The organism is Pseudomonas sp. P867 (assembly GCF_019891455.1).
Classification (GTDB): domain Bacteria; phylum Pseudomonadota; class Gammaproteobacteria; order Pseudomonadales; family Pseudomonadaceae; genus Aquipseudomonas; species Aquipseudomonas synxantha_A.
In genome coordinates this window covers 44,016-61,441 of sequence record NZ_JAFLXB010000002.1, presented here as the reverse complement: position 1 = coordinate 61,441, position 17,426 = coordinate 44,016, and the positions used below count along the sequence as shown (strand labels likewise).

Here is a 17,426-nt window from a genome sequence, read left to right as displayed (position 1 = left end):
GTTGCACACCCCCATGACTGCGTTGAAATACCTCCAGGCCTATCCCGCTGCGCTTCAGGAGCAAGTGCGTCAACTGATCGCCAAGGACCAGTTGGGTGCCTATCTGGAGCAGCGTTACCCCGAACGCCACGCCGTGCAGAGCGACAAGGCGCTGTATGCCTACGCGCTGGCCTTGAAGCAGGAACACCTGCGCAACGCACCGTCCATCGACAAGGTGCTGTTCGATAACCGGCTGGACCTGACTCATCGCGCCTTGGGTTTGCACACCACGATTTCGCGGGTACAGGGCGGTAATCTCAAGTCCAAGAAAGAGATTCGCATCGCTTCGCTGTTCAAGGAGGCCGCCCCGCAGTTTCTACGCATGATCGTGGTGCATGAACTGGCGCACTTCAAGGAATCGGACCACAACAAGGCGTTCTACAAACTCTGCCAATACATGATGCCGGACTACCATCAGGTGGAATTCGACCTGCGGGTGTACCTCACCTGGCGCGATTTGCAGGGCAAGCCCTAACCACAAGGCGACAGACCATGGATGTGAGCAAGACCAAAAGCAGCTTCTATCGCCGCCTGTATGTGGCGTATTTGATCGACAGCCAGTTGGCCAGCAGCGTCCCGGCGCTGACCGAGGCCACTGGCATGCCACGGCGCACGGCCCAGGACACGATTGCGGCGTTGGCTGACTTGGATATCGTGTGCGAGTTTGAGCAGGAAGAGGGGGCGCGTAATCACGCTGGGCATTATCGGATTCGTGATTGGGGTGCGATTGACCGGGGGTGGATCGCGGCCAATCTTGCGATGATCAAGCAGGTGTTGGGTTACCCCTGACACAGGTGGTGGCTGGGCTTGCCCCCGATGAGGCCATCAAGCCCGCCGCATACCAATATGTGGAATATCGTCTTCCAGGTATTCCTCGCCCGCCACTACGAACCCATAGCGCCCGTAATACCCCTGCAAATGCGCCTGGGCTGAGAGAAAAATCGGCATTTCTGGCCAGATACTCTCAATGCGCTTGAGCGCTTCCTCCATCATTTGATGCCCCAGCCCGGTGCCCCGTGCCACCTTTGCTACGATGACGCGGCCGATCACTACGTCGTCGCCCTGGGACTCAGGGTCCAGTAACCGCAGGTAGGCCACCAGCTCATCATCTTGCCAGGCCATCAAGTGGTGGGTATCGCCCGCCAGATCCTGGTCGTCGATGTCCTGGTAAACGCATTGTTGCTCGACGACGAAGACCTCGTTGCGCAGGCGCAGGATGGCGTACAGCTGTTCCTTGCCCAAGTCGTCGTGATGTTTGCAGACCCAATCAACCGTCATGATGTGTGCTCGTATAAAGACGTGCCAAGAATAGTAAGCGCGGCGGGCGCTGGTGTCTAAAATGGTAATTTTGTGAATGGCATCAATTTGCCATCATTCGGCGCGGGCACCGCGGGTTTCTTTGTGTAATCTGCAGTGCACGCTCATTGATGAGCTACTGTTATCAGGCCACTGCCTGCCCGCCAAGGACTTTGAGCATGCCGCGATTGACTCGTGCCGTTGCTTTGATCGCCGTGTTGTTACTGGCCCAACCGGTGTTGGCACAACGCCTGCGCCTGGTGGCGGATAGCTGGCCGCCGTTTACCGATGCCACCCTGATCAATGGCGGCCTGGCCACGGATATCGTCAGCACGGCCCTGGCCCGTGCGGGGTATGCCAGTGATTTTGACCAGGTGCCTTGGGCTCGCGCCTTGAAAGGGGTGGGGGACGGACGCTACGACGTGCTGATCAACGCCTGGTACGACGAGGCCCGTACGCAGTTGGGGCAGTTTTCCGGCGAGTATTTGCTTAACCGTGTGCGCTTTCTCAAGCGTAGCGATGATCCCATTGCTTATCGCAACCTGACAGAACTGCACGACGAGACGATCGCCGTGGTGCGCGGCTACGCCTACTCGGCAGCGTTTGACCAAGACACACTGTTGCAGAAAGTGCCGGTGCACAACTTTGCCATGGCCGTGCGCATGTTGGCGGCCCGGCGCGTGCGGTTGACGCTGGAGGATGAATACGTAGCGCGTTACTACCTGGCGCGGGAATCGCCGCGGGTGCGCAATGCCGTGGCGTTTGTGGGCGAGCCCTTGAGCCAGAACAGCTTGCATATCCTGGTCAGCCTGAAGAACCCCGAACACGCGCAGATTGTTGCCGGTTTTGATCGGGAGATTGCGCGGATGAAGGCGGATGGCAGTTATGCGCGGTTGATGAAGGCGCATGGGATGTAGCGTCTGTGCGGGCCTCATCGGGGGCAAGCCCCCTCCCACAATGGACCGGCATACACCAATCGAATGTGGGAGGGGCGGTGCGACGATTCGACTTGCCCCCGATAGCGGCCTAAGCCGCGCTGGTGTCTTTGATCAAGTGCGCGGCCAACGTGCGCAACGGCCCCAACTGCCGACAAATCAACGCCAACTGCGTTTGCACCAGCCGCTGCGCCTCATCGATCTCATCCGGCATTTGCTCCAACTCTGCCGCCAACCCTTCCTCGGCATCACTCTGGATCGCAATCGGCTGTTTGTTGGCCAGGCCGCTGGCGATCTCATCAATGCTTGCCGCCAGGCTGTTGCCTGCGCCTTCGATCAAATGCTCACGCACGTCGGCCGGTAGCTGGGTTTCGCGGTGCGCACCCAAACCCGACAAATAGCTGAGCAAGGTGTGGGACAGCACCAGAAAGCGAAAGCCTACGTCGGCCTCCTTACGAAAGTGCCCAGGCTCCATCAGCATATTCGCCAGCGTAGTGGATAGCGCGGCATCGGCGTTATGCGCGTTGCGCCGGGCCAGGCGGTAGGCCAGGTCGTCGCTCTTGCCGGCGGCGTATTGCTGCATGATCTGGCGCAGGTAGATGCTGTTGCAGGTCAGGGTATTGGCCAGCACTTTGTTCAGGCGCCGGCCTTGCCAGTCCGGCAGGAACAGGAATACCGCCAGCCCCGCGATCAGGCTGCCAAGCAGGGTATCGAACAGGCGAGGCAGAAACAGCCCGTAGCCATCGCCCACCTGGTTGAAGCAGAACAGCACCATCAGGGTGATCGCTGCAGTCGCCAGGGTGTAGCGCGTGGTGCGGTTGATAAAGAACACCAGGCCCGCAGCGATGGCGAACATCGATTGCACGACCGGGTTGGGGAACAAATCGAACAGCGCCCAGGCCACGGTCAGGCCGATGGCGGTGCCGATGATCCGCTGGCCGAGTTTGCGGCGGGTGGCGCCGTAGCTCGGCTGGCAGACGAACAGGGTGGTGAGGATGATCCAGTAACCTTGGGACGCGTGGATGGCGTGCAGGGTGCCATAGCCGATGGTCAATGCCAGTGACAGGCGCAAGGCGTGCCGAAACAGCAATGACGTCGGCGTGAGTTGGGTGCGCAGGCGCGTCCACATTTCCTTGAAGTTACGCGGGGCGCGGTCCAACAGGTTGCTGTCGGTAGCGTCGGCCAGGGCATCGGGGTTGCTGGCGTCGCCCAGCAGGCGGTCGAGGGTGGACAGGTTGGCGGCCAAGGCGCGCAACGAGCGCAACAGGCCACGCCAGGCGGGGTTGCTCTGGATGCGCAGGTGCTCCAGGGAGGCGTTCAGGTCGCCCAGGGCCTCGGCGAAGCTGTCGTCATAGATGAACGGTTGGCGCAGTTGGATCGATTCGGCCAGGGTCTGGCAGGCTTTGCCTTGCTGGCGCAGCAGGCGCTGGCAGCGAAACAGCACATCGCTGTGGAAAAAGGCATCGGTCAGGGCGTTGTACGGGTAGTGAGACGAACTGGCGCGTTCGTGGATGTCCTGGGCCAGGAAATACAGCTTCAGGTAGCGGCTGACCTTCGAGCCCGGTCGACCATTGCCGACACGGTGCAGAATGATTTCCTTGGCCGCATTCAGCGCGGCGACCACCCGGCCATTTTGCTGGGCCAGTTCCAGGCGTCGGGCTTCCACATCCAGTTGGCGGATCGGCTCGAACAAGGATGACTTGAGCTTGAGATAGCGCCCCAGCTCACGGAACAACCGCGCCAGGCTTTGCTGCACCGGCTGGTTGGAAAACAACGCCTGCCACAGCACCGACAGCACGCCGTACCAGGCGGCGCCGGCCACCAGCAGCAGCGGCTCATGCCAGAAGTCGGTGACGGCGCCGCCGCGCTGGTCCACGCCGATCATGGTATAGACCGACAGAATCAGGGTGGCTGAGGCAATCGCGCCATAGCGTTCGCCCAGCGCACCGAGCATGGTCAGGGAGAAACTGGCCAGGGCCAGGGCGATGGCGAAGATCCAGGGGTAGGGGAACAGCAATTCCACCGACAGCGCGGCGATGCTGAAACACACCAGTGTCACCGCAAGGGCGTTGAGGCGGCCCTGCCAACTGTCATCAGTTTCGGCCAGGGCACTGGCGATAATCCCCAGGAACAGCGGGATCAACAGCGTCATTTCATCCTGGTACCAACACAGCGCCATGCTGCCGGTGAGGGCGATGAACACCCGTACGCTGTAGCTGAATTTATCCAGCGCCCACAGGCGCCGCATGGACTGCTTGAACGAGGTCGATGACATGAAGTCTGGAGTCTTCCGGGACGTTGTCGCTAAATTGAGCTATCAAGGACGCCACGGCAAGTGTGCTGATCACATCCAACCGCAAATTTTTCAAGATCACTACAAAACCAATGTGGGAGGGGGCTTGCTCCCGATGGCGGTGTATCAGTAACAGATGTACTGACTGATACACCGCCATCGGGAGCAAGCCCCCTCCCACATTTTTACTGCGTTGTGTCAGGCGTATTGCGCGGCTGCGTAGCCCGACGCCCAGGCCCACTGAAAGTTGAACCCGCCCAAGTGACCGGTCACATCCAGCACTTCGCCGATGAAGTACAGGCCAGGGCTTTTCAGTGATTCCATGGTCTTGGACGACACTTCCCGCGTGTCCACTCCACCTAAGGTTACCTCGGCAGTGCGATAGCCCTCGGTGCCGGCCGGTACGAGTTGCCAGCTCCCAAGCTTTTGCGCGATATCGGCAATTTCAGCATGGGTGTACTGCTTCATCGGTTTGGATTCGAACCAGCTTTGGGCCAGCAGGTTGGCCATCTTCTTGGTGAAAATCTCCCCCAGCAGGGTCTTTAGCTCGCTGTTGGGATGCTCGGCCTGTTGCTGTTGCAGCCAGTCATGGGCGTCATGATCGGGCAACAGGTTGATTTCCACCGTGTCGCCGGATTCCCAGTAAGACGAGATCTGCAAAATCGCCGGCCCGCTCAGGCCGCGATGGGTGAACAGCATGTTCTCGCGAAAGCTCTGGCCGTTGCAGCTCACCAGGCAATCCACTGAAGTGCCGGATAACTCACTGCACAATGGCTTGAGCTGGTCGGTGATGGTAAACGGCACCAGCCCGGCGCGGGTTGGCAGCAGTTCGTGGCCAAATTGCTTGGCCACTTGATAGCCAAAACCGGTGGCGCCCAATGTGGGGATCGACAAGCCACCGGTGGCAATCACCAGCGACTCGCAGTGCAACTCGCCGAGCGTGGTCTGCAATTGGTAGCCGCTATCGAGCCTGGCGATTTCCTCGATGGAGGTGTCCAGGTGCAGGCTCACGCCGGTCTGGATGCACTCATCGAGCAACATGCCGAGGATGTCGCTGGACTTGTTATCGCAGAACAGCTGGCCGAGTTTTTTCTCGTGGTACGGCACGCCGTGCTTGGCCACCAGCCCAATGAAATCCCACTGGGTGTAGCGCGCCAGGGCCGACTTGCAGAAGTGCGCGTTATGCGAGAGGAAGTTGGCAGGCTCGGTGTACATATTGGTGAAGTTGCAGCGGCCGCCACCGGACATCAGGATCTTCTTGCCGGCCTTGTTGGCGTGGTCGATCAGCATCACTTTGCGCCCACGCCCGGCGGCGGTCAGTGCGCACATCAAGCCTGCGGCGCCGGCGCCAATGATCACAACTTCGGTCGAGCGCAAAACGGTGTCCTCATACAAATTCTGAATTGAAATACAGTCAAATGTGGGAGGGGGCTTGCTCCCGATGGCGGTGGTTCAGTCACATCTATATTGACTGAGACTCCGCTATCGGGAGCAAGCCCCCTCCCACATTTGAATCTCCATTGGTGTGCGAGATATTTACAGGATCCGCACGCGCAACGAACGGCCTTTGATCTTGCCGTCATTCAAGCGCTGCAACGCCTGCTTGGCGATCCCGCGTTCCACGGCCACGAATGCCTGGAAGTCAAAGATCGCAATCTTGCCGACCTGGGCGCCCGGAATGCCGGCTTCACCGGTCAATGCACCCAGAATGTCGCCTGGGCGGACTTTGTCTTTACGCCCGGCGCCGATGCACAGGGTGCTCATCTGCGGCAGTAGCGGGCCACCGCTTTGCGGCTTGAGGTTGTCCAGTTGGTCCCAGTTCAGCGGCGACTTCTGCAGTTGCTCGATGGCCTGGGCGCGGTGCGCTTCGGACGGCGCCACCAGGCTGATGGCGATACCGGTCTCGCCAGCACGACCGGTACGGCCAACGCGGTGGATGTGGATTTCCGAGTCGCGGGCCAGTTCGACGTTGATCACCATGTCCAGCGAGTCGATGTCCAGGCCACGGGCAGCCACGTCGGTAGCCACCAGCACCGAGGTGCTGCGGTTGGCGAACATCGCCAGTACCTGGTCACGGTCGCGTTGTTCCAGGTCGCCGTGCAGGCCGACGGCGGAAATGCCTTTGGCTGTCAGGTGGTCGACAGTTTCCTGCACTTGCTGCTTGGTGAAGCAGAACGCCACGCAGGAAGCCGGGCGGAAGTGCGCGAGCACCTTGGTCACCGCGTCCATGCGCTCTTCCGGCGAGATTTCGTAGAAGCGCTGTTCGATCTGGTCATCGGAGTGGAACGCCTCGGCCTTCACCTGCTGCGGCGCACGCATGAACTTGGACGCCAGCTGCTTGATGCTCACCGGGTAGGTGGCCGAGAACAGCAGGGTCTGGCGGCGTGGTGGGGTCTTGCTGATGATGTCTTCGATGGCGTCGTAGAAGCCCATGTCGAGCATACGGTCAGCTTCGTCGAGGATCAGGGTGTTCAGGCCGTCCAGTACCAGCGAGCCTTTGCGCAGGTGCTGCTGGATACGGCCCGGGGTGCCGACGATGACGTGAGCGCCATGCTCCAGGGAGGCGATCTGCGGGCCGAGGGACACGCCGCCGCACAGGGTCAGCACCTTGATGTTGTCTTCGGCACGGGCCAGGCGACGGATTTCCTTGGCGACCTGGTCGGCCAGTTCACGGGTGGGGCACATCACCAGCGCCTGGCAACCGAAGTAACGTGGGTTGATCGGGTTCAACAGGCCGATGCCGAAGGCGGCGGTCTTGCCGCTGCCGGTCTTGGCCTGGGCAATCAGGTCCAGCCCCTTGAGGATCACCGGCAAGCTTTGCGCCTGGATCTGCGTCATCTCGACGTAACCCAGCGAGTCGAGGTTAGCCAGCATGGCGGCGGACAGGGGCAAAGTATTAAAAGCGGTGGCGATGGTAGTCACGGGACTGGCTCTGCAAAACAAAATGTCGCGCAGTGTACCAGCCCTGTGGGATTTTCCCCGCAAGTTCTCGACGAGAAGCCCGTCAGTGCTCGATATCGTGCTCGCGGCTGACCACGCGTTTGCCGTCTTTTGGCGACAATTGCAGGAAGATCGCCGCCGCCAGCATCGCCATGATGCCCACGGTGAGGAAGGTCAACTGGAACGCGCCGAGGACACTCTCCACACCGTCATTGCCGGCCTCGGCAGTAAACCCGCCAAGCAACGCGCCGGCGCAGGCTACGCCGAGGCTGAGGGACAACTGCGCCACCACCGACAACAAACTGTTGCCGCTGCTGGCCTGGGCGTCGTCGAGGTCGATCAGGGTCACGGTGTTCATCGCGGTGAATTGCAGGGAGTTGATCGCCCCCAGCACCGCCAGCATTGCCAGCAGCAGCGGGTAGGGCGTGTGCTCGCTGACCAGGCCCATGCTCGCCAGCATGATGCCCAGAGCCAAGGTGTTGCCGGTCAGCACGATGCGATAACCGAGGCGCTCGATCAACGGCCTTGCCACGGATTTGGCAAACATCGCCGCCGCCGCGAGTGGCAGCATGCTCATCCCGGCTTCCGATGGCGAGTAACCCAGTGCCACCTGCAACAGCAGCGGTACCAGGAACGGCAGTGCGCCGCTGCCCAGCCGCGCAAACAGGTTGCCCAGAATGCCGACGGCAAAGGTGCGGGTCTTGAACAGCACCGGCGAGAACAACGGGTTATCAATATGCCCGGCGCGCAGCCAGTACGCCGCCAGGCAGGCGAACCCGCCGAACAGCAGCAATATGACCCGCAGGTGCGGCAGGTGCAGTTCGCCCAGGCCCTCCATGGCGATGGTGATCAGCACCATTGCCGCGCCGAACAGCAGGAAACCCAGGCCGTCGAAGCGCGTGCGTTCGCTGCCGCGCAGGTCGGGAATGAATTTCCACACGGCATAGCAGCCGATCATGCCCACCGGCAGGTTGATCAGGAAGATCCAGTGCCAGGTCAGGTATTGCACCATCCAGCCGCCCATGGTCGGGCCCAGTAATGGGCCGAGCAGGCCGGGGATGGTGATGAAGCCCATGATGCGCACCAACTCGGAACGTGGATAAGCGCGCAGCACCACCAGCCGCCCGACCGGCAGCATCAGCGCACCGCCCAAGCCCTGGATCACCCGTGCGCCCACCAGCATGGTCAGGCTGCTGGACAACGCGCACAGCAGCGAGCCGAGGCTGAACAGCATGATCGCGCCAAAGAAAATCTTCTTGGTGCCAAAGCGGTCAGCGATCCAGCCCGATGCGGGAATCAGCAGGGCGACGGTGAGCATGTAGGCAATCACCACCCCCTGCATGCGCAGCGGGTTCTCCGCGAGGTCCCGAGCCATGGCCGGCAGGGCCGTGTTGAGGATCGTCCCATCCAGCGATTGCATGAAGAAGGCAATCGCTACCACCCAGGGGAGCCAGCGGGCGGTCTTGGCATCGAGAGGGGCACGATTCGGCATGGGGACCCTTTTATTAGCAGGCTATGTGTTGGCGATTATGCGCCATTCGTCGCTCCTTTTCCCACTGGCGGTTCGTCTAAGTCCGACAACGTTGCGTGCTCTCCGACCAGGAAATCCAGCAATGCACGGTGAACTGCCAGCGCCGCCTCCCGAGACTCCAGGTCCAGCAGGTGGCCGGTATGCTCGGCCACCGCAAAGCTGCTGCGGCCTACATATTGTTTGAACAGCTGGGCCTCGGCGGCCGGGGTGTATTCGTCCAGGGCACCGTTGAGAAAGTGCACCGGCGTCTCGATCTGTCGCAGCGCTGGCAAGTAGTTGCCATCGCCCAAGGCCAGGACCTGGTGAATGTGAAAGCGCGCCTGGCGGTACTCGGTAGTGGCCATGGTCGACAGGTGCCGATGGTTGTTGCGCTTGAGGCGCGGCGACAGGTATTTGCCGACCGTCTCGTTGAGCAGGTGGCCGACCGCAGATTTGTCATCGGCCTCGATCAACACGCGCACGCGCTCCACGTATTCGAGCATGGCCTGGTTGAGGTTGGGCGCCAGGGCCATCACCACCGAGCTTTCGATGGAGGGCGGGTTGTGCGCCAGGGTCAGCAGCGTAGAGATGCCGCCCCACGAGGCCGACACCAGATGGTTGACCTCAAAGCGTTCCACCAGGGCACGCAGGATTTGCACCTCGTCGTCCTTGGTGACCAGGTCAAGGTCGGTGTTGTGCTCGCGCGAGTAGCCGGAGAACGGCAAGTCGAACAGCAGCACATTGAAATGCTCGGCCAGGCATTTGCTGGTGCGGGCAAAGGAGCGCGTGGTGGACAGCGCGCCATTGACCATCAGTACGGTTTTTCTATGCGGATGGTTACCGAGCTGCTCTACGTGAACGTTGTAGTGTTTGAACAGCTTCTCTATGACAAAACTTCCATGGTTCATCTGAAGGCTCCAGCTTGCCCAGTCCAGGCAAGGTCATGCATCACGTGCGGGCACGTGGGTGGGGTGGCGGGATGCCATCAAGCCTTATAACGAGGAATCAGGGAGGGGACAATAGGCGGATTCGCCAAATGAGAGCACCGCAGAAAGTTTACCAGTGGGAAGGGATTTGCCTGACAGATGAGTCCACTTACAGGCAAGTCAGGCAAAGATTGATTTAAGCCAACACCAATACGGTATTTTCTTTACTGTCGAATGGTGAGTCGCCAAGAGGAACTTTGATACTCCACAAGTCGATATGGCCATCAATGACGGCGACAGAATGGCTGGAGTTGGCAAGGGTACCTATCGCTCCATTTTTTAATTCCTCAAGAGTGCCGCTGCGCATAGAGTGCTTGAGCCCAAGGCGTGTTAACGCTTCACCAGGGTGTTCTCCGTCGTTCAAGGTGTCCATTGCGGTCTTAAAGTTCTGGCTGGCCCGGTGGTCATTGTTTTCGTTCTGCGCCCGCTTTGCGCTGGCCGCATATAGAAAAACGGCATGTCGCAAGACCTTGCCGCTACCAGCGAATCCTGTGTGCTCCATGGCTTGAAGCAGTTCTTGATGGGTCAGGGTGATGCGGACATCGTCGCGCATCACTACGTCATAACCTTCAGGTGTCCGGGTTATCTTTTTATAAATACCCTCTGGATGGCTGCCGAACTTGGCCATCGCCGCCTTGATGGCTGACACCGTGACACAGTTACCTTCGGTGACTTGAAAGAAATCTCGCCATATGTTTTTTGGTCTGATGCCCGAGTCGGTGGTCGAGCGAACAATTGTACGGGCGGGGGCATCATCTTTGCGGGTGTAGGCAGCATTGAATTCGCCTTTTTCCAAGTGGCGATTGTTGATGCGACTATTATCGTAAGGGGTTGGATAGTTGAGGCCATTCAGTGGAGAGAAACCGATATTCATAGTGATTGACTCGGGGTGCATAAAGGGGACTGTCGGTGAACAGGTTGTCTGAGAACTGACGGTGAGGATTTATTATTATGCGAGTTGATATCCGTGGGTGTGTACCTTCTCATCCCCAGGAAGGTTTTTACCTTCCTTTATGAGCCTGCCGTTGTAGAACAGCCCACCAGCGTTACTGCCGATCAACACGGTCAGGCCATCGGCATCGCCTGCTCTTTCCATGTATTTAATAGATGAGCTCACGCCCATCCCTTCCAGAACATTTTTTACCGTACGGCCATCAATGTTGCCAATCAATGCTGCTTCGAAACTCTGCCCAAAGGAACGCACGGGGGGCTGGAGTTGTTGACGTTTGATGTAGGCTGCGAAGATGAAGTTGGCGTCCTTTATCATGCCATCATCGTGCCCGATGAATAAGGAGTGTTGTTGGGCTTGCTCAAGTTCGTCCCGCGAGAGGGTCAATTCAAATCCGTCCCTAAAGGTGACCTGATAGGCGTTATGGGCGAATTTTACATTTGAAAAAACATCGGTTGGGCTCTGCCCGAACTTGGACATCAGCAATTTTATGACATCGGCGTGGGTTGAAGTCTCACCTTGAAAGACAAAAGGTCTTTGCGTATAAAACCCGGTGACCAGGTTATCTGGTTTCTGTCCATTTCGTTTGGCAGAAAGCTCCGGAAGTTCATGGTCGGCCTGAACATCACCTTCAGTGGGAAGGGGTTCGAGCGTGAAGGTGGGAGGTGTTGATATCTGAGGGACCGCAATAGGCGTGGGCATGGAGGTGTGGGGGGCCTTGAGGACAATAAAGCTTTCTATCCATTGTGGTACTTTTTTCTTGTGCCCGTAGTTTTCCATAAAGCCGTCATTAATCATGCCGCGCTTACTCGAAAATACCTTCATTGCCGGTACGGCTACCTGGTTCCCTACGTCCTGAGACCACACATGCTGTAGTTGGTAGTCAAGCCCTAAAAGCTTTAAACCCTCGTACCCGCTGATCCCGTAATCAGAAGAGCTCAGAACAGCACCAAAGCTGTGTTGGTGAATATGGGTGCGATAATCGATTTTTCTGTAGTTGTATTGTGCTTCAAGGTGCTTGCGTTTATTCATGATCGCAAAAATAAAGCGTGCATCTTTTAGCATGCCCTCATCGTCGCCCGCAAACTTGGCATGGTGGGTAGCCAGTGCTAGTTCATCGTTGGATATATGCAGTTTGAAGTCGTCTTTCATGGTGATGTTGTAGCCGTTTCCGGTGTCCTTGACTTCATCAAAAATACTCAAGGGGCTCTGGCCGAGGCCCGACATGGCGGCCTTAATTACCGCCACCCAGTCATCGTGGTCATAACGGCCAAAGTAGGGGTATTTTTCATAGGTGGCATACAAGCCAGTCCACAAGTTACTGGGTGGGGCGCCTCTATCTTTTCCTGACATGACATGTGTTGCGGATGTTTCGGTAGGCACGGCGCGGAGGAGGTGTGAAGACAATAGTTTGTTTTCAGAGCTCGACGTGTTATTTGCGGATTTGCCCCTTGTTTGTAAATAGCTATTTACGCTCGACCGATGACTGCCGGTGGGCGTCGAAATGCTCAGGCTCATAAGTATGCTCCGCAGTTGATAGTGGGTTGCCCGCAAATGAATCACTGTTGTAAGTGTCCTGTTGCTGCAATGCGTTCCCGCTATAGGTGAGAGGATAGGTTACAGAGAGTGACCTCGATTGGTTTTGGATGCAGGATAAATCCGGCCTTGGGTCGGTTTGTACGCAGGAAGGGAAATAGCCGGACACTTATATAACTAATGGCAGCCGGAGTGGCTGCCATTAGTTTTTACGCGGGCTGTGAAAGTTTCACAGCGTCAAGGTCAGGCGCTTGACCAAGGCACCCGGCAGCAGGTTGGAGGCGGTATTGCGCTGGCTGTAAGTGCTGGCCGAGAGCAGCAACTCCCGATCAGCGGTCAGGGCCTCAAGTTGCGAGCCGAGCAACTGATAGACACTGTCATCAAAACGCATGGTGCTGACCGGCGCCTTGATTTCGCCGTTTTCCACCCAGAACGTGGCGAAGCGCGTCATGCCGGTCAGGCGCGCCGCTGGCAGGTCGGAATAGTTCAGGTACCAGAGGTTGCTGATATATAACCCGGTGCCCAACTGCTTGAGGATATCGGCCTGGGCCAGGCTGCCTGCCGCCATTTGCAAGGCGCTGGGCGACTCGTCGCTGCTGGCGCCGTTGGTGCTCAAACCGTATTCGGCGGCGCTGCGAGAGTTGATCAACTGGCCCTCGGCCTTGCCTGCCCGGATCAGGGGCACATCCCCGCGCGGGTAGCCTTCGGTGGAAAATGCCTGGCTCAGGGAACCGCTGATCTGTTCATTGATTGTCACCAGCGGGCTCAGTGATTGTTCACCGGCATACAGGCGCTGCAACGAACTGCCTTTGCTGGCGATGGCCTGGGCCGAAAAACCACCCCAGGTAATGATGCTGATGATTTCTTCCAGCGCTGGCGGTGCAAGGTAGGCACGGTATTGGCCGGGCGCCAGCTTGTGCAGCGGCCGCCCCAGAAACGCCAGTTGCTCGCGGGCCTGTTGAAAGCGTGCGGCAAATTCGGCGCTGTCCCAGGTGTGCCCGGCGTAGCTGGCCTTGACCGCTTCGCCATTGGCGTGGAACAGGCTGAAATCGAAGTTGAAGCTGTTGGCGCAATGCCAGCCGAACGCGCCCGAGGAACTGGCGAAACCACGGCTGATGGGGCCGGCGGCGTAGAAGCCGACCAGATCGACGCCGTCGGCAGACTGGCTGATATCGTCCAGCACCTGGTCCAGGGCCGGCAGCGGCCGTCGCTGTTCGTTGCTGCTTTGCCAGGCGTTGTGGTTGAGCAGCAGGTACGGATCACGTGGCAGTAGCGGCAGGGTTTCACGCAGCTGTTGCAGGGCATCGGCCAGACGCTGGCGATCCAGTGCCGCCTCGCCGGACAGGGTGATGCCCAGATCGGCGTGGCGGCCATCGTTGATCAGCTTGAGGTTCAGGCTGGCCTGTTGCACTTGGCCGGCCTGGCGCACCTGTGCGTGGTTAAAACGCACGAACTCGGACGATTCATCCGCGTAACCCAGGTGGAACTGCTCCTTGTCGGTGACGGCCTGCTTGAGCCAGTCCACCAGTGCCTTGAAGTGGTTCATCAGGCATCGCCCCCAAATACGTCAATGTTACTGAATACACAGGCCGGCGACGCATGGCCGACGCGGATCACCTGGTTGGGCTCGCCCTTGCCGCAGTTGGGCGTGCCCAATACCTTGAAGGTGCTGGCGTCGCCGACCGCGCTGAGGTTGCGCCAGAATTGCGCGGAAATTGCCCGATAGTTGGGGTTCTTCACCACGCCCTTGAGTTCGCCGTTTTCGATCAACTGGCCCCACTCGCAACCGAACTGGAACTTGTTGCGCGCATCGTCGATGGACCACGAACGGTTGGTCGACATCAGGATGCCGTTTTCAATGCCACCCACCAGTTGCTCCATGCTTTTATCGCCGGCCTCGATATTCAGGTTGGCCATGCGGTCGATGGGCGGGCGGTTCCAGCCGCAGGCGCGGCTGTTGGCAACGCCTGGCAAGTCGGCGCGAAATTGCGACAACGCACCGCCCAGGGGCTTGAGCAGCAGGCCATCGCGGATCAGGAATTGCTTGCTGGCGCGGGTGCCGTCGTCGTCATGGCTGTAGCTGGCGAGCTGTTCGGGGATGTCCGGGTCGAAGGTCACGTTAAGCAGCGGTGAGCCGTATTGCAGATGGCCGAAGTCGCTGGCCTTCACAAAACTGGTGCCGGCGTAGTTACGCTCGTCACCGAGGATGCGGTCGAGTTCCAGCGGATGGCCGATGGACTCGTGGATCTGCAGGATCATCTGGTCGGGCATCAGCAGCAGGTCACGTTGGCCGTGGGGCGTATTGGGTGCGAGCAGCAATTGCAGGGCTTCGTCGGCCACCTTGCGGGCGGCGCCCACCAGGCCAAAGCGCTGGATCACACCGGCACTGCCTTGCTGGCCGAAGTTGGTACCGCCCAGGGTGCGGGTCTGGCTGTCGTTGCCGTCGAAGGCGGTGACACTCAGGCCAGGAAAGACGAAGCGCTGGGCCTGACGTAGTTGCGCGCCGGCGCTGTTGAGGTAGATCTGCTCAACATGGGTGGTGCCCAGGCTGACTTCCCAAGTCACCAGGCGTTCATCCTTGGGCACGGCGGCAGATTCATCGCCGAGCAATTGGTAGCAGTCGCTCAGGGACGGGAAGGGCTGATCAAGGTCCGGAGACAGGTAGTCGGCGACTTCATTGGAAACCGGCTGCTGGTGCAGGTCGAGCAGGGCGTGGGGCTGGATCAGCCGGGCTTGCTGTTCGGCGCGCTCAAGGGCCGCTTGCAGGCCGGCAAGGGAAATGTCGTTGGTCGCGGCATAGGCTTCCACGCCATTGAGACGCACGGTAAGCATGGCGCCTTCATCGTGGCTCAGGTGTGGTGGTTCGGCGACGTTCTTGCGTACCGACAGGTACTGACCGGATTCGCGTACGTAGCGCAGGGAGAAGAATTCGGCACGGGTGCGCAGGGCACTGAAGTGCTGTTTGAGGGTGGCGTGGTGTTCGAACATGGGGCCTTCCTTGTGGGCGGCTCGGCGCGCGGCAGGCCAACAGAGTAGGCCGGGGCTGGGAGCTGATCAAGGAAAGTGTAGAGGGGGAGGTTTTGTGGTGTCTGTCAGGGCCTCATCGGGGGCAAGCCCCCTCCCACACTGACTGTGTTCACAAATTCAGATGTGCAAATACAGTCAAATGTGGGAGGGGGCTTGCTCCCGATGAAGGCGCCGCGGTGTATCAGTTACTGCGCAGTAGGCCCTACTTCACGCATCGGCTTGCCACGCACCGGCGCATCGCCCGCCACATAGTAATCGGCAGTGCTGCGCGGGAGTGGCTTACGGCCACGGATCTTGTCGGCGATTTTCTCGGCGATCATGATCGTCGGCGCGTTCAGGTTACCGGTGGTGATGATCGGCATGATCGACGCATCGACCACCCGCAAACCCTGCATACCATGCACGCGGCCTTCGCCATCGACTACGGCCATCTCGTCGGTGCCCATCTTGCATGAGCAGGACGGGTGGAACGCGGTCTCGGCGTGCTCGCGGATGAACTTGTCCAACTGCTCATCGGTTTGCACTTCAATGCCCGGGCTGATTTCGCGGCCACGGTATTGATCCAGCGCCGGCTGCTGCATGATTTCACGGGTCAGGCGGATGCCATCACGAAACTCCTGCCAGTCCTGCTCGGTGGCCATGTAGTTGAAGAGGATGCTCGGGTAGTCCCGTGGGTTCTTCGACTTCAGTTGCACGCGGCCACGGCTTGGCGAACGCATGGAGCCCATGTGTGCCTGGAAACCGTGCTCTTTCACACCGTTGCTGCCGTTGTAGTTAATCGCGACCGGCAGGAAGTGGTACTGGATGTTCGGCCATTCGAATTCCGGACGCGAACGGATAAAACCGCCGGCTTCGAACTGGTTGCTGGCGCCAATGCCAGTGCCGTTGAACAGCCACTCGGCACCGATGGCTGGCTGGTTGTACCAGAGCAGCGACGGGTACAGCGACACCGGCTGGGTGCATGCATATTGCAGGTACAGCTCAAGGTGATCCTGCAGGTTTTCGCCGACGCCCGGCAGGTCGTGGACCACCGGGATGTCGAGGCTTTCCAGCAGCTTGGCCGGGCCGACACCGGAGCGTTGCAACAACTGCGGCGAAGCGATTGCACCGCTGCACACCAATACTTCTTTACGCGCACGGGCTTCAACGCGCTCTTCGGCGGCGCCGATCAGGTAGCGCACGCCAACGGCACGCTTGCCTTCGAACAACACTTTGTCGGTAAGGGCATGGGTGACGATGGTCAGGGTCGAACGCTTTTTAGCCGTGTCCAGGTAACCGCGTGCGGTGCTGGCGCGACGGCCATTCGGCGTGACGGTACGGTCCATCGGGCCGAAGCCTTCTTGCTGGTAACCGTTCAAGTCTTCGGTCCGCGGGTAACCGGCTTGTACGCCGGCTTCGACCATGGCGTGGAACAACGGGTTGTTGCCCGCTTTCGGCGTAGTCACGCTGACCGGGCCTTCGCCACCGTGGTAGTCGTTCGGGCCAATATCGCGGGTTTCTGCCTTGCGGAAATACGGCAGGCAATCGAGGTACGTCCAGTCTTCCAGACCGGGCAGCTTCGACCAGTTGTCATAGTCCATGGCATTGCCACGGATATAGCACATGCCGTTGATCAGCGAAGAACCACCCAGGCCCTTGCCGCGCCCGCATTCCATCCGGCGGCCGTCCATGTGAGGCTCAGGATCGGTTTCGTAGGCCCAGTTGTAGCGGCGGCCTTGCAGCGGGAAAGCCAGGGCGGCGGGCATCTGGGTACGGAAGTCGAGGCGGTAGTCCGGGCCACCGGCCTCCAGCAGCAGGACGGTGACGCCTTCGTCTTCGGTCAGACGGGTCGCCAGGGTGTTACCGGCGGAGCCGGCACCCACAATGATGTAATCGTATTCTTGGGACATTGGATGCACCCTCTTTGAAGTCTAGT

At 59.5% G+C, this 17,426-nt stretch carries 14 protein-coding genes; 3 read left to right on the top strand and 11 right to left on the bottom strand.

The window, feature by feature from the left end; translation table 11 throughout:
• Nucleotides 1–13 precede the first annotated feature (13 nt).
• Together J1G33_RS03740 and J1G33_RS03735 are read left to right on the top strand one after the other, a co-directional pair.
• On the top strand, nucleotides 14–514 hold the full coding sequence (locus tag J1G33_RS03740) for a M48 family metallopeptidase (RefSeq protein ID WP_032879017.1): 501 nt from the start codon (nucleotides 14–16) through the stop codon (nucleotides 512–514).
• A gap of 17 nt (nucleotides 515–531) precedes the next feature.
• The gene (locus J1G33_RS03735; protein WP_005792184.1) at nucleotides 532–828 is read left to right on the top strand and encodes a winged helix-turn-helix domain-containing protein; all 297 of its coding nucleotides are present in this window, start codon (nucleotides 532–534) and stop codon (nucleotides 826–828) included.
• A 36-nt stretch (nucleotides 829–864) separates the two neighbouring features.
• Here the strand turns inward: J1G33_RS03735 and J1G33_RS03730 are convergent, their stop codons facing one another.
• The gene (locus J1G33_RS03730) at nucleotides 865–1,317 is read right to left on the bottom strand and encodes a GNAT family N-acetyltransferase (protein WP_148854084.1); all 453 of its coding nucleotides are present in this window, start codon (nucleotides 1,315–1,317) and stop codon (nucleotides 865–867) included.
• Nucleotides 1,318–1,514: 197 nt separating this feature from the next.
• Between J1G33_RS03730 and J1G33_RS03725 the strand changes: the two genes are divergently transcribed.
• On the top strand, nucleotides 1,515–2,252 hold the full coding sequence (locus J1G33_RS03725) for a transporter substrate-binding domain-containing protein (RefSeq protein WP_032879022.1): 738 nt from the start codon (nucleotides 1,515–1,517) through the stop codon (nucleotides 2,250–2,252).
• Nucleotides 2,253–2,361: 109 nt separating this feature from the next.
• On the opposite strand, the gene yccS is transcribed toward J1G33_RS03725, so the two are convergent.
• The 10 genes from yccS to betA all read right to left on the bottom strand — a co-directional run bounded on the left by yccS (nucleotide 2,362) and on the right by betA (nucleotide 17,400).
• Nucleotides 2,362–4,545, bottom strand: a complete 2,184-nt coding sequence (gene yccS, locus J1G33_RS03720; protein WP_005792181.1) for a YccS family putative transporter — start codon at nucleotides 4,543–4,545, stop codon at nucleotides 2,362–2,364.
• 216 nt (nucleotides 4,546–4,761) lie between these two features.
• Nucleotides 4,762–5,940, bottom strand: a complete 1,179-nt coding sequence (locus J1G33_RS03715; protein ID WP_032879024.1) for an NAD(P)/FAD-dependent oxidoreductase — start codon at nucleotides 5,938–5,940, stop codon at nucleotides 4,762–4,764.
• Nucleotides 5,941–6,099: 159 nt separating this feature from the next.
• Nucleotides 6,100–7,437 (bottom strand): ATP-dependent RNA helicase DbpA, encoded by a 1,338-nt coding sequence (gene dbpA, locus J1G33_RS03710; RefSeq protein WP_262416734.1) that lies wholly within the window; start codon nucleotides 7,435–7,437, stop codon nucleotides 6,100–6,102.
• 130 nt (nucleotides 7,438–7,567) lie between these two features.
• Nucleotides 7,568–8,995 carry a multidrug transporter subunit MdtD gene (gene mdtD / locus J1G33_RS03705; RefSeq protein ID WP_032879027.1) on the bottom strand — a complete coding sequence of 476 codons (1,428 nt, stop codon included), beginning with the start codon at nucleotides 8,993–8,995 and terminating at the stop codon, nucleotides 7,568–7,570.
• Between the two features lie 35 nt (nucleotides 8,996–9,030).
• Nucleotides 9,031–9,921: an alpha/beta hydrolase gene (locus J1G33_RS03700; RefSeq protein ID WP_103735275.1), complete on the bottom strand. Its 891-nt coding sequence runs from the start codon at nucleotides 9,919–9,921 to the stop codon at nucleotides 9,031–9,033.
• A 214-nt stretch (nucleotides 9,922–10,135) separates the two neighbouring features.
• Entirely contained in the window at nucleotides 10,136–10,873 is a 738-nt protein-coding gene (locus J1G33_RS03695) for a hypothetical protein (protein WP_050549381.1), read from the bottom strand.
• Nucleotides 10,874–10,948: 75 nt separating this feature from the next.
• Complete coding sequence (locus J1G33_RS03690) at nucleotides 10,949–12,466, bottom strand: hypothetical protein (protein WP_223017708.1); 1,518 nt, start codon at nucleotides 12,464–12,466, stop codon at nucleotides 10,949–10,951.
• A 247-nt stretch (nucleotides 12,467–12,713) separates the two neighbouring features.
• The gene (locus tag J1G33_RS03685; protein ID WP_223017707.1) at nucleotides 12,714–14,030 is read right to left on the bottom strand and encodes a TldD/PmbA family protein; all 1,317 of its coding nucleotides are present in this window, start codon (nucleotides 14,028–14,030) and stop codon (nucleotides 12,714–12,716) included.
• On the bottom strand, nucleotides 14,030–15,472 hold the full coding sequence (locus J1G33_RS03680) for a TldD/PmbA family protein (protein ID WP_223017706.1): 1,443 nt from the start codon (nucleotides 15,470–15,472) through the stop codon (nucleotides 14,030–14,032). Before J1G33_RS03680 ends, J1G33_RS03685 begins: the two co-directional genes overlap by 1 nt.
• Before the next feature lie 224 nt (nucleotides 15,473–15,696).
• Entirely contained in the window at nucleotides 15,697–17,400 is a 1,704-nt protein-coding gene (gene betA, locus J1G33_RS03675; RefSeq protein ID WP_005792174.1) for a choline dehydrogenase, read from the bottom strand.
• Nucleotides 17,401–17,426 lie beyond the last annotated feature (26 nt).

Coding starts and splice junctions, on each gene's coding strand:
- J1G33_RS03740 (WP_032879017.1), top strand. CDS start 14: ATGACTGCGTTGAAATACCTCCAGGCCTATCCCGCTGCGCTTCAGGAG.
- J1G33_RS03735 (WP_005792184.1), top strand. CDS start 532: ATGGATGTGAGCAAGACCAAAAGCAGCTTCTATCGCCGCCTGTATGTG.
- J1G33_RS03730 (WP_148854084.1), bottom strand. CDS start 1,317: ATGACGGTTGATTGGGTCTGCAAACATCACGACGACTTGGGCAAGGAA.
- J1G33_RS03725 (WP_032879022.1), top strand. CDS start 1,515: ATGCCGCGATTGACTCGTGCCGTTGCTTTGATCGCCGTGTTGTTACTG.
- yccS (WP_005792181.1), bottom strand. CDS start 4,545: ATGTCATCGACCTCGTTCAAGCAGTCCATGCGGCGCCTGTGGGCGCTG.
- dbpA (WP_262416734.1), bottom strand. CDS start 7,437: ATGCTGGCTAACCTCGACTCGCTGGGTTACGTCGAGATGACGCAGATC.
- mdtD (WP_032879027.1), bottom strand. CDS start 8,995: ATGCCGAATCGTGCCCCTCTCGATGCCAAGACCGCCCGCTGGCTCCCC.
- J1G33_RS03700 (WP_103735275.1), bottom strand. CDS start 9,921: ATGAACCATGGAAGTTTTGTCATAGAGAAGCTGTTCAAACACTACAAC.
- J1G33_RS03695 (WP_050549381.1), bottom strand. CDS start 10,873: ATGAATATCGGTTTCTCTCCACTGAATGGCCTCAACTATCCAACCCCT.
- J1G33_RS03690 (WP_223017708.1), bottom strand. CDS start 12,466: ATGAGCCTGAGCATTTCGACGCCCACCGGCAGTCATCGGTCGAGCGTA.
- J1G33_RS03685 (WP_223017707.1), bottom strand. CDS start 14,030: ATGAACCACTTCAAGGCACTGGTGGACTGGCTCAAGCAGGCCGTCACC.
- J1G33_RS03680 (WP_223017706.1), bottom strand. CDS start 15,472: ATGTTCGAACACCACGCCACCCTCAAACAGCACTTCAGTGCCCTGCGC.
- betA (WP_005792174.1), bottom strand. CDS start 17,400: ATGTCCCAAGAATACGATTACATCATTGTGGGTGCCGGCTCCGCCGGT.